General features: G+C 66.5%; 12 protein-coding genes. 7 read left to right on the top strand and 5 right to left on the bottom strand.

Translation table 11 applies throughout. The features are described 5' to 3' along the window. The first annotated feature begins 1,148 nt into the window (after positions 1-1,148). The 6 genes from carD (at position 1,149) to ACIBW7_RS41905 (ending at position 5,710) form a co-directional block, all read left to right on the top strand. Complete coding sequence (gene carD / locus ACIBW7_RS41930) at positions 1,149-1,637, top strand: RNA polymerase-binding transcription factor CarD (RefSeq protein ID WP_011206964.1); 489 nt, start codon at positions 1,149-1,151, stop codon at positions 1,635-1,637. Positions 1,638-1,639: 2 nt separating this feature from the next. Beyond that, positions 1,640-2,344: a 2-C-methyl-D-erythritol 4-phosphate cytidylyltransferase gene (gene ispD / locus ACIBW7_RS41925; RefSeq protein WP_397056511.1), complete on the top strand. Its 705-nt coding sequence runs from the start codon at positions 1,640-1,642 to the stop codon at positions 2,342-2,344. A 2-nt stretch (positions 2,345-2,346) separates the two neighbouring features. Further along, positions 2,347-2,814 carry a 2-C-methyl-D-erythritol 2,4-cyclodiphosphate synthase gene (ispF, locus tag ACIBW7_RS41920; RefSeq protein ID WP_397056521.1) on the top strand — a complete coding sequence of 156 codons (468 nt, stop codon included), beginning with the start codon at positions 2,347-2,349 and terminating at the stop codon, positions 2,812-2,814. Between the two features lie 64 nt (positions 2,815-2,878). After that, complete coding sequence (cysS, locus tag ACIBW7_RS41915; protein WP_397056509.1) at positions 2,879-4,306, top strand: cysteine--tRNA ligase; 1,428 nt, start codon at positions 2,879-2,881, stop codon at positions 4,304-4,306. Then, positions 4,306-5,283 (top strand): 23S rRNA (guanosine(2251)-2'-O)-methyltransferase RlmB, encoded by a 978-nt coding sequence (gene rlmB, locus ACIBW7_RS41910; RefSeq protein WP_397056507.1) that lies wholly within the window; start codon positions 4,306-4,308, stop codon positions 5,281-5,283. Before cysS ends, rlmB begins: the two co-directional genes overlap by 1 nt. 148 nt (positions 5,284-5,431) lie before the next feature. Next, the gene (locus ACIBW7_RS41905; protein ID WP_364490148.1) at positions 5,432-5,710 is read left to right on the top strand and encodes a DUF4190 domain-containing protein; all 279 of its coding nucleotides are present in this window, start codon (positions 5,432-5,434) and stop codon (positions 5,708-5,710) included. Between the two features lie 9 nt (positions 5,711-5,719). Here the strand turns inward: ACIBW7_RS41905 and ACIBW7_RS41900 are convergent, their stop codons facing one another. Together ACIBW7_RS41900 and ACIBW7_RS41895 are read right to left on the bottom strand one after the other, a co-directional pair. Further along, on the bottom strand, positions 5,720-6,529 hold the full coding sequence (locus ACIBW7_RS41900) for an enoyl-CoA hydratase/isomerase family protein (protein ID WP_397056505.1): 810 nt from the start codon (positions 6,527-6,529) through the stop codon (positions 5,720-5,722). 143 nt (positions 6,530-6,672) lie between these two features. Then, the gene (locus tag ACIBW7_RS41895) at positions 6,673-7,845 is read right to left on the bottom strand and encodes an acyl-CoA dehydrogenase family protein (protein WP_397056503.1); all 1,173 of its coding nucleotides are present in this window, start codon (positions 7,843-7,845) and stop codon (positions 6,673-6,675) included. Between the two features lie 232 nt (positions 7,846-8,077). Between ACIBW7_RS41895 and ACIBW7_RS41890 the strand changes: the two genes are divergently transcribed. Continuing rightward, positions 8,078-8,599, top strand: coding sequence for a hypothetical protein (locus ACIBW7_RS41890; protein WP_397056501.1), 522 nt, complete (start codon positions 8,078-8,080; stop codon positions 8,597-8,599). Positions 8,600-8,775: 176 nt separating this feature from the next. On the opposite strand, the gene ACIBW7_RS41885 is transcribed toward ACIBW7_RS41890, so the two are convergent. The 3 genes from ACIBW7_RS41885 to ACIBW7_RS41875 are packed head-to-tail and all read right to left on the bottom strand — an operon-like array spanning position 8,776 to position 11,448. Continuing rightward, on the bottom strand, positions 8,776-9,612 hold the full coding sequence (locus ACIBW7_RS41885) for a metal ABC transporter permease (protein WP_397056519.1): 837 nt from the start codon (positions 9,610-9,612) through the stop codon (positions 8,776-8,778). Positions 9,613-9,641: 29 nt separating this feature from the next. Next, complete coding sequence (locus ACIBW7_RS41880; RefSeq protein WP_397056499.1) at positions 9,642-10,550, bottom strand: metal ABC transporter ATP-binding protein; 909 nt, start codon at positions 10,548-10,550, stop codon at positions 9,642-9,644. 16 nt (positions 10,551-10,566) lie between these two features. Next, complete coding sequence (locus tag ACIBW7_RS41875; protein WP_397056497.1) at positions 10,567-11,448, bottom strand: metal ABC transporter solute-binding protein, Zn/Mn family; 882 nt, start codon at positions 11,446-11,448, stop codon at positions 10,567-10,569. Positions 11,449-11,627: the final 179 nt, after the last annotated feature.

Here is an 11,627-nt window from a genome sequence, read left to right as displayed (position 1 = left end):
CACGGATGGTCGAGTCCGACGTCTGTTGCGCATGCGCTTCGACGACTCGGACGCGAGACGGGCCGCGAACGGGTCGCTCGTAAGACTCGCTCCGTCGGGGTCACCGGTGGCGGATCGCTCGGCCAGCGATGCACGCGCCACGGATGGTCGAGTCCGACGTCTGTTGCGCATGCGCTTCGACGACTCGGACGCGAGACGGGCCGCGAACGGGTCGCTCGTAAGACTCGCTCCGTTGGGGTCACCGGTGGCGGATCGCTCGGCCAGCGATGCACGCGCCACGGATGGTCGAGTCCGACGTCTGTTGCGCATGCGCTTCGACGGCTCGGACGTGAGACGGGCCGCGAACGGTCGCTCGTAAGACTCGCTCCGTCGGGGTCACCGGTAGCGGATCGCTCGGCCAGCGATGCACGCGCCACGGATGGTCGAGTCCGACGCCTGCGGTGCGTGCGCTTGGACGGCTCGGACTTGAGACGGGCCGCGAACGGTTGCTCGTAAGACTCGCTTCGTTGGGGTCACCGATGGCGGATCGTTTGGCCACCGATGCACGCGCGAGGGATGGTCGAGTCCGACGCCTGCGGCGCATGCGCTTGGACGGCTCGGAGGCGAGACGGGCCGCGAACGGGTTGCTCGTAAGACTCGCTCCATAGTGGTTGGGCAAGGGGCGTGTTCGCGGTCCCTTCAGTCTCGCGTCCGGCCATTTCGAGCGGCCTGCAAGCAGTCGCTAGCGGCGTCGTCGGGACTTGTGCCTGCGGCGCATGCGCTTCGACGACTCGGACGCGAGACACGCCGCGAACGGGTCGCTCGTACGACTCGCTCCGTGGTGGTCGAGTAAGGGGCGAGTTCGCGGCCCCTGGCGTGTCATGTCGTTTGGTTCCCAGAGGTGGATGGTCGGACACCCCGTTGCTCGGCATCCGTTGGGTAACGGTTTTCCGGGAACGCGGCGCAGTTGCGGACACGCTGTTGGGTTCGCGGACCGTCCGGTGTGCTATCCGCGCCGGTCGATAACCTGTTCTGGCACAACGCAATGCACACCGCACCGGTTCTGTCAACCCCCGCGGTTGGCTCGTTGTGGCCCTGACCTGCACAGTTGATCGCGCCGTTACCGAGTCGCATGTTAAACTGTGAACATCGAAAGGGGCACGGGACACATGATTTTTAAGGTCGGAGACACCGTCGTTTACCCCCACCACGGAGCGGCGCTGATCGAAGCTATCGAGACTCGCACCATCAAGGGTGAGCAAAAAGAGTATCTGGTCCTGAAGGTCGCCCAAGGTGACCTGACTGTTCGCGTTCCCGCAGAGAACGCCGAATATGTCGGCGTGCGCGACGTCGTCGGCCAGGAGGGTCTCGACCGAGTCTTCCAGGTGCTGCGTGCGCCGCACACCGAAGAACCGACTAACTGGTCTCGCCGCTACAAGGCCAACCTGGAGAAGCTCGCCTCCGGCGATGTGAACAAGGTGGCCGAGGTCGTTCGCGACCTGTGGCGTCGGGAGCAGGACCGCGGCCTGTCTGCGGGTGAGAAGCGGATGCTGGCCAAGGCCCGTCAGATCCTCGTCGGTGAGCTCGCGCTCGCCGAGGGGACCGATGACGGCAAGGCGGAGACGCTCCTCGATGAGGTTCTCGCCGCGGCTTCCTGACCGTGAACGTTTCTAACAGCGACGGATCCGTCGTTGCGTTGGTGCCTGCCGCCGGCCGTGGCGTTCGTCTGGGTGAATCGACACCCAAGGCGTTCGTCACGGTCGGCGGCACACCTATGGTCCGGCTGGCCGTCGACGGCCTGATCGCCTCCGGGGCGGTCGACCGGATCATTGTGATGGTCCCCACCGAACTTGCCGAGAGCGCCGTTGCCCTGCTGCCGCCCTCGGAGTCGGTGCGCGTGGTCATCGGCGGCGCCGAGCGCACCGATTCGGTGCGCTGCGGTATCGCCGCCGCCCCCGATGCCGCCCACTTCCTCGTGCACGACGCCGCCCGCGCATTGACCCCGCCCGAGCTGATCGCCCGGGTCGTCGCGGAACTGCGCGCCGGTGCCGAAGCCGTCGTGCCCGCATTGCCGGTGGTCGACACCATCAAATCCGTCGACGTGCGCGGCGAGGTCACCGGTACGCCCGAACGCGCCGGTCTGCGCGCCATTCAGACTCCGCAGGGTTTCGCCGCCGACTTGCTGCGCGCGGCCTATGCCGATGAGCGCCTGCAGGCCACTGACGACGCCGGTCTGGTCGAACTGCTCGGCACCCGGGTGCGCACCATTCCGGGCGACCCCATGGCTTTCAAGATCACCACCCGGCTCGATCTGCTGCTGGCAAATGCCGTGTTCGACGGTGCCCGGGCGGTGGGTCTGTCATGAGCATGCGCGTCGGCATCGGCAGCGATGTCCATCCCATCGAAGTCGGCAGGCCGTGCTGGATGGCGGGTCTGCTCTTCGACGGCGACGACGGCTGTGCCGGACATTCCGATGGCGATGTAGCCGCGCACGCACTGTGCGATGCGCTGCTTTCCGCGGCCGGGCTCGGCGATGTCGGCGCGGTTTTCGGCACCGGACGGCCGGAATGGGCAGGCGTTTCCGGCGCGGCCATGCTCAAAGAAGTGCGAAGGCTCCTTGACGAGGCGGACTTCGAAATCGTCAATGCGGCGGTCCAGATCATCGGCAATCGGCCGAAGATCGGACCGCGTCGCGCCGAGGCCCAAGAGGTGCTCGGCGAGCTGCTCGGCGCCCCGGTCTCGGTGTCGGGCACCACAACCGACGGCCTCGGGTTGACCGGCCGCGGCGAGGGCATTGCGGCAGTGGCTACCGCACTGCTACAAGAGTGTCGCTGATCCAGCTCCCGCCGACCCGAGCCGCTCCGTGAACGGCCTTATCTACCAGCTAGGATCGACTTCCGTGACTCTGCGCCTTTTTGACACCGACACGCGGACCATGCGCGATTTCGCGCCACTGGTCCCCGGCCGTGCCTCGGTGTACCTCTGTGGCGCCACCGTGCAGGGGGAACCACATATCGGCCACGTGCGCAGCGGAGTCGCATTCGACGTACTACGGCGCTGGCTGCTCGCCCACGATTACGACGTGTGGTTCATCCGCAATGTCACCGATATCGAGGACAAGATCCTGACCAAGGCCGCCGAAGCAGGTCGACCCTGGTGGGAGTGGGCGTCGACCTACGAGCGCGCCTTCGACAACGCCTACCAAACCCTCGGCGTACTGCCACCTTCGGTGGAGCCACGCGCGACCGGCCACATCACCCAGATGATCGATCTGATGCAGCGGTTGATCGAGCGCGGGCACGCCTATGCCTCGGCGGGCAACGTCTACTTCGACGTGGTCAGCTATCCGGAATACGGCAGTTTGTCGGGGCACAAACTCGATGACGTGCACCAGGGCGAGAGCGCCGGCGAGGGCAAGCGCGACCCGCGCGACTTCACACTCTGGAAGGCCGCCAAACCCGGCGAGCCGACCTGGCCCTCGCCGTGGGGGCCCGGTCGGCCCGGCTGGCATCTGGAATGCTCGGCGATGGCCGAGTTCTACCTCGGCTCCGAATTCGATATCCATTGCGGCGGAATGGATCTGGTCTTCCCGCACCACGAGAACGAGATCGCACAGTCCAAGGCGGCCGGTGACGGTTTCGCGCAGTACTGGCTGCACAACGGCTGGGTGACCATGGGCGGCGAGAAGATGTCCAAATCGCTCGGCAATGTGTTGTCGGTGCCGAATGTGCTGAAAAATGTTCGGGCCGTTGAACTTCGGTTCTATCTGGGCAGCGCGCACTACCGCTCGATGCTGGAGTACTCGGATAAGGCGCTCTACGATGCCGCGGCCTCGTATCAGCGCATCGAGGCGTTCGTGCATCGGGTGGCCGAGCGGGCCGGTGAGATCGCGGTCGGCAAGTGGACCGATGCGTTCGCCGAGGCGCTCGACGACGATCTGGCGATTCCGCGGGCCTTGGCCGAGGTGCATCGTGTTGTGCACGAGGGCAATAAGGCGCTGGAGTCGGGCGCGATCGATGAGGCGGTCGAGTTGGCCGGGCAGGTCAGGGCCATGCTCAATATCCTCGGCGTCTGCCCGTTCGACCCGCAGTGGTACAGCCCACAGGACAATTCCGTCGCGCTGGATGCCCTGGACGTCCTGGTGCGTGCCGAACTCGACCGCCGCCAGCAGGCGCGCGCCGCGAAGGACTGGGCCAGCGCCGATGCGGCGCGGGACCGGTTGCAGGCCGCCGGAATCGAAGTGACCGATACCGCACAGGGTCCGGAATGGTCGCTGGGCGCGGCACAGCATTCGCCGGGCGCGGTACAGCGTGGAAAGGCGAAATGATGGCAGGTAATTCGCAGCGTCGAGGCGCGATTCGCAAGGGCGGCAGCAAGAAGGGCGCAGTCGTCGGCTCCGGTGGGCAGCGTCGGCGCGGTCTGGAACCGCGCGGTGCGACCCCGCCCGCCGAGGCGCGCACCAAACATCCAGCCGCCAAGCGTGCGGCGGCAAAGGCGAAGGCTGCCGCGCAAGGTAGGCCGGGGCCGCGCGGTGGCACGCGTCCGGCCGGACGCAAGAGCGACGACGGTCCGGAGATGGTGCTCGGTCGCAATCCGGTCGTCGAATGTCTGCGTGCGGGTGTGCCCGCGACCGCGCTGTATGTCGCGGTGGGCACCGACAACGACGACCGGCTCACCGAAAGTGTGAAGATTGCCGCAGATGCGGGCATTTCGATCCTTGAGGTGCCGCGCACCGATCTGGATCGGTTGAGTGCCAACGGACTGCATCAGGGTGTTGCGCTGCAGGTGCCGCCGTATCGGTACGCCCATCCGGATGATCTGGTTGCGCGGGTCCAGGATTCGGCCGAACCCGCGCTGCTGGTGGCGCTGGACAATATTTCCGATCCGCGCAATCTCGGTGCGGTGATCCGTTCGGTGGCCGCCTTCGGCGGACAGGGTGTGCTGATTCCCCAGCGGCGCAGCGCCAGCGTAACCGCGGTGGCCTGGCGGACCAGTGCCGGTGCCGCGGCCCGGCTTCCGGTCGCCCGCGCGACGAATCTCACTCGCACACTGAAGGATTGGGCTTCGCAGGGGTTCCAGATCGTCGGACTGGACGCGGGCGGTGACACCATCCTCGATGATTTCGACGGCAGCATTCCCACCGTGATCGTGGTCGGCTCGGAGGGTAAGGGCCTGTCCCGGCTGGTTCGCGAGACCTGTGATTCGATCCTCGGCATCCCGATGGCGGGTCCGGTGGAATCGTTGAACGCTTCCGTGGCGGCGGGCGTCGTACTCTCCGAGATCGCGCGTCAGCGCCGGGCCTGAGCACCGGAAGCCGGCTGGTTCACCCGGCAAATCGGCGACGCGTTGGAACCGCAACGGGCGGACCGCAAATCACCGATCGCGGTCGATCGGGCAAATCGGCCGCCGGGGTTGAACCGCAAATCGACTCCGGCCCCGTAGAATTCGACTCGTGGTCATCCCGAACCAGGCTCCCCAGGAGACGATCGAGCATCCGCACGCGACGGCGGTGCTGGCGCTCGGTGCGGCGAGTCTGTTCTGCTGTGGTGTGCTCGGACCGGTGGCCTGGGCGCTAGGCAGACGAGCGCTCGACCAGATCGAGGAATCCCACGGCGGTTACAGCGGCCGCGCCCAGGTGCTGGTCGGCTACGTCCTCGGCGTTATCGGCACGATCCTCATGGTCTGCATGGCGATCGTTTTCCTGCTCATCCTGATCGGCGGCCGCGCGTAACCGAGCGGGTCAATCCAGGCTGGGCCGTTGCTTTTCGCCCTTGCTGTCCCAGGCCGGCCATTCCTCGCTGATGCTGCCGGTCCAATTGGGTTGGCGGCGATCCCGGAAGGCCGCCATCGCCTCACCGCCGTCGATGCTCTTGCCGACGTGCTCGTTCAGATCGGTCTCCAGTTGACCGACCATGGCCGGACTCATGCCGAGGCTCTCCCATAGCAGCCGCTTCGACAGTGCCACCGGCAGCGGCGCCGCCCCGCTCGCGATGTCATGGGCGATGGCAAGTGCCGTCGGCAGCACCTCGACCGCGGGCAGGCAGCCATTGGCCAGGCCCATGGCCTTGGCCTCGTCGCCGTCGAAGGTGCGACCGGTCAGCATGATGTCGGCGGCATTGGCCATGCCGACCAGCCGCGGCAGCGTCCAATGCGCGTAGCCGTCGGCGAGGACCCCGCGACGCACCTGATTGAGTCCGTAGACGGCGTCCTGTGCCATGTACCGCAGATCGCATTGCAGGGCCAGCGCGAGTCCGATGCCGACCGCGTGTCCGTTCACCGCCGCGATCACCGGTTTGCGCACCCGCCACGGCGCCGGTTCGATGGTCGCGCTGACCTCGCCGACCCGGTTGGACAGATCCGCGCCCGCGCAGAACGCGGGCGCCGTACCGGTAATGACGACCGCGCGAATCGCATCCTCGGCATCGCAACGCTGTAGTGCCGCACTCAATTCGGCGGCCATGGCCGGGGTGACGGCATTCTGCTGTGCGGGTCTGTTGAGGGTGAGGACGGCGATGCCCGCGGAGACATCGACGAGCAGTTCCGAACTCATGCCACTGGATGGTAGTCGTGTTGTCGGCCGCGTGGGCGCGGCGTGTTCGCGGCCCCGTGGTGTCTCGAACGGTCGCCCGTAAGACTCGCTCCGTGGTGGTCCGTCATCGCCGCGCGCGGCTGTTCGATTGCCACGTGCCGCCCTCAGCCCCGCAACACATGGCGGCCGATGGCGTACTTGTGCACCTCGGTGGGGCCGTCGTAAAGACGGAAGGCGCGCATATCGCGGAAGATCATTTCGACGACCGTCTCATCGCTGATGCCGATGCCGCCGAGCACCTGTACGCACCGGTCAGCGACCTTGAACAGTTCCTCGGAGACGTATGCCTTCGCGATCGAGCTCTCGTGCCTGGCCTTCTCGCCCTGGTCCATCAGCCAGCAGGCATGCCAGATGGTCAGGCGGCACTGGTGCAGGGCGATCTCGTTATCGGCCAGCATGAACGAAACGCCCTCGTGGTCGCCGATCGGCTTGCCGAAGGCGGTGCGGGTCCTGGCGTATTCGACGGCGATGGACTGTGCGCGTTCGGCGGCGCCGAGCCAGCGCATGCAGTGGGTGAGCCGGGCCGGGGCCAGTCGCAGCTGGGCGTAGCGCAGCGCCTGGCCGGTCTCGCCGAGCAGCGCGTCCTTGGGCAGCACCAGATTCTCGAAGCGCACCACGCCGTGACCGCCGACGTAATTGCGGTCCATGGTGTTCATGGTGCGTTCGATCACGATGCCGGGCTGGTCGCCCTCGGTCAGGAACAGCGTCGGGCCATCGGGCACATGCGGGTTCGGCGCGACCCGCGCCATGATGATCCAGGTCTTCGCGCCGTCCGCGCCGGTGATGAGCCATTTGCGGCCATTGATGGTGAAGTTCTCGCCGTCGAAGACGGCCTCGGTGGCCAGCTGATTCGGATCCGAACCCGCGCCGTCCGGTTCGGTCATCGCGAAGACGGTGCGCCGGTGTCCGGCGACGGCGGGTGCGAGGTGGCGCTCGACCTGTTCCGGGTTGGCGATCTTGGAGAGCAGGAACATATTGCCCTCGTCGGGCGCGGCGCAGTTCATGGCGACCGGGCCGAGGGTCGACCAGCCCGCCGCCTCGTAGATCACGGCCTGTTCGATATGGGTGAGGCCGCGTCCGCCGAGGGCTTCCGGGGCCTGCACGGTCAGCAGTTTTTCCGCGCGGGCCAGCTCGACGAGTTCCTGGCGCAGTTCGTCGGTGGGTCCGTGCGAGGTGAGTCGCGGATCGCGCTCGAAGGGGATGATCTTGTCGATGACGAACTGTCGGACCCGGTCGCGTTCGGCGGCGAGTTCGGCGGGAATCGTGAAGTCGATCATTGGTCACCATTCGTTCGATGGGGCGCGTGGGTCGAGCATACGAAACCGGGGGCATCCGACTGAAGGCGACTGCCATCAAATGCGATCGATGACTGGCTGGAGCCTTGCTGACCTGCGCTGATATCGATGTCAGCGCGGGCCGATCAGGTGTCAGCGCGCTGTCAGCGCGGCGGGAGATCGTTCGGTCATTCGAGGAGCCCACTCGACGAACAACCCGATGAGGAGAACCGCCATGATGACCGTCGCAGCCGTCGCCCAACTGCTGATCGCTCTCGCCTTCGTCAGTATTCCGCTGGTGCGCCACCGCCACGGTGCCGCGGCCCAGGCCGCCGCCGATGCCGAGCTGGCCCGTCAGGGGGTACGCCCCGGGGTCCTCGCAGAGAACGGCATGCGGTTCGACGCTGGTGGCCACGAGACCTGGGCCCCGGTCGGGATCGCACTGGTGATGACCGCGATGGCCGTGCTGAATCTGGCGGGCAACGACTGGGGCCGGACACTGTCGTGGGTCTTCCAGGTGCTGGTGCTGCTCGGCAATGTCGCCATCCTGTACAGCAACCTGACGGCTGCGAAGAGCGTCCAGGCCGCCTTCGCCCGCAAGGATGACCCGGAACTGGCCCGCATCGACGTCCAGAGCTTCCTCGACGTAGCCGAAGCCGCCTTCCCCCGCTGGGTGACCCCGTACCTGCAGAACCTGCGTCACGTCATCGTCTTCGGCGGTTCGATCGTGGTCCTGATCGCTCTGTTCGTAGCCTGATCCACCGCGCATCGGCCAGGTGCTCGCCGAGCGGGGTACCTGGCCGCGCGCTGCCATACGTACTGCCCCCATGCGCTGTGCCAGGTAGTCCGGGCGCGTCAGGCATCACCCTGCCGGTTATTCCATGCGCGGCGAGCAAACTATGCGCGGCACCGGCTCGGGTTGGTGAGCGGGAGTCAGCGGGCGCGGGCGGCCTGACGGCGTCGGGGGCCGATGACTCGGCAGATCAGGTAGATCAGGAAGGAGATGGTGGTGACGAAGGTGGAGACCGGGACGCCGGGCGCGAGCGACAACAGGATGCCGCCCACCGCCGCCGTTTCCGCGAACACCACCGCGAGCACCGTGGCGCGTACCGGATTCGCGGTCAGCTGCGCCGCCGCGGCCGCGGGGGTGATCAGCAGCGCGAGCACCAGCAGCGCGCCGACGATCTGCACACCGAAGGCCGCGGTAATGCCGAGCATGACCGCGAACACCACCGAAAGCGCGCGCACCGGAACCCCGCGGGCGAGTGCGACTTCGGGATCCGAACTCGCGAAAAGCAGTGGCCGGTACACCACCGCAAGTACGGCGAGGACCAAAACGGTGCAGGTCAGCAGCAGCGCCAGCCCGTTGTAGCCGACGCTGACCACCTGACCGGTCAGTAGCGAGAATTTCGATCCGGCGCGTTCGGGACCGAGCCACAGGAACAGCACCGAGAGTCCGAGTCCGAATGACAGCACCACCGCGATCACCGAATCGCGTTCTCTGGCTTTGGTTCCGAGCAGACCGAACAGCACCGCAGCCACCACCGAGCCGACGATCGCGCCCAACCCGACCCCGATTCCGGCGAGCAGCGCGGCGGCCGCACCGGTCAGCGAGAGCTCGCTGGTGCCGTGCACCGCGAACGACATCTGCCTGCTGATGATCAGTGGCCCGATCACACCGGCCAGCAGTCCGAGCAGCGCGGCCGCGAATACCGCCTGCTGGACGAAGGAATACGAGAGCAGGTCCGCGGTGGTGGTGAAGTCGAACATCTTCGAGATGACATCGGACAGCTTGTCGTTCACGAACGGACCCCAGCCGATTCGGGCAGCTCATCGGAAAGCGTTGCGCAGTGTTGAGCACCGGCCGCACCGAGCGCGTCCATGGTGTCGCCGGTGCCGACGACGACCAGCCGCCCGCGCACCCGCAGTACATCGACCTCGGTCTGGTACAGCTCCGAGAGCACCGCCGAGGTCATCACCTCGTCCGGCGTGCCGATCCGGAACTTCCCGTCGACCAGATACAGCACCCGATCCACCAGCGGCAGAATGGGATTGATCTCGTGGGTCACGAAAAGTACTGCGGTGTCATGGGTTCGCCTGCGTCGATCGATCAGTTCCGAGACCAACCGCTGATTGGCCAGGTCGAGGCTCAGCAGCGGTTCATCGCAGAGCAGCACCTTCGGATCGCCGACCAGCGCCTGTGCGACCCGCAGTCGCTGCTGTTCGCCGCCGGACATGGACTCCAGTGGCGCATAAGCGAATTTGTCCGCGCCCACATCGGCGATGGCCGCGCGGACCTTGCGCTTGCGCTCGGCGCGACGCCGCAGTCCGAGGCCCCAGCGGTGCCCGTCGACGCCGAGTCCGACCAGATCGACCCCGCGCAGCTGCACACCGGCATCGATCGTCTTCTGTTGCGGCACATAGCCGATATCGGGATTACCCGCCCGTGCGGGTCCACCCGCGATATCGGCGGTGCCGGAGCTGAGCGCGAGCTGACCGAGCAGCACCTTCAGCAGGGAGGTCTTACCGGATCCGTTCGGCCCAAGAACCGCGACGAATTCACCGGGCGCGATCTCCAGATCCAGCCCTTGCCAGAGCGCGCGTTCGCCGAAAGACAGGCCGGCGGAATCGAGTTTTACGGCGGCTGAGCGGGTATCGGACCGCCGCTCCACCCTGTCGGTGTCTTCGGTGGTCAGTGCTGCTCCCATTATCATGCGATTTCCATCAGGCCAGCGCCGCGGCCAGGGCCTGGGCGTTCTTGGTCTGCCACTGAATGTAATCCACACCGGCGGGCAGCGTTTCGGTCACCTCGACAATGGGTAGACCATTCGACTGCGCCAGTGCCCGCAAATCCTTGGTGATCTTGTCCTCGGTCTGGATGTTGTAGATGAGCGCGCGAACCTTCTTACCGGTCAGCAGATCCTGGGTGGCGGCGACGGCGGCGGGAGCCGGATCGGTCTCCTGCTCGATCGCCTCCTGGAATTCGTGCGGGGTCAGATCCTGGGTTCCGGCGGCGACCAGCAGGTAGTGCGCCAGTGGTTCGGTCTGCAGCACCGGGGTCGCGGGGTGCTCGGCCGCGATCTTGCCGGCGATGGCGGTGATCGCGGTCAACTGGCTCTTGAACGCGGCGGCGCGGTCGGCGTAGGCGGCGGCGTGGGTGGAGTCGATCTCGCCGAGGGTGCTCGCGATCCGGTCGGCGACCGTGCTCACCGTGCCGATGTCGTAGAAGACGTGCTCGTTCTCGTCGCTCTTGTCGGTCCGGGATTCGAATGCGTCGACGGTGCGCTTGTCCTTGCCCTGGATCGCCTTCTCGATGAACTCGTCGTAGCCGCCGCCATTGAAGACGACCAGATCGGCATCGCTGATCTTGGCCGATTCCACGGCCGAGGTTTCGTGCGAATGCGGATCGGCGGCGGGATCGGTGATCAGCGCGGTCACCGAGGCATCCGGGCCCGCGATGGTTGCCGCGATATCGCCCCAGACATTGGTGGACGCGACGACGTTCGGCTTATCCGAATCCTTCGAGCTACCGCAGGCGGTGAGCGCCAGCGCGGTGGCCACCCCCACGGCGATACCGGCGAATCTGATGGCAATCCGTGTGCTCACGCGCGGGGTACTCCTGGCAGTGCGGCAGATCTGAGCGTGCTCTAGATCATAATGGAAATCGTTACCATTTGAACTGTAGCAGGAGGCCCTGTTCGGCACGAGTCGATGTTTGCCGCGTCACTACGGGGGTGGATACGGGCCGGGCCCGCGAACCGATCGGTTCGCGGGCCCGGAACTGT

This window comes from Nocardia sp. NPDC049526 (assembly GCF_044465765.1).
Lineage (GTDB): Bacteria > Actinomycetota > Actinomycetes > Mycobacteriales > Mycobacteriaceae > Nocardia.
This window is presented reverse-complemented; position numbering and strand designations above follow the sequence as displayed.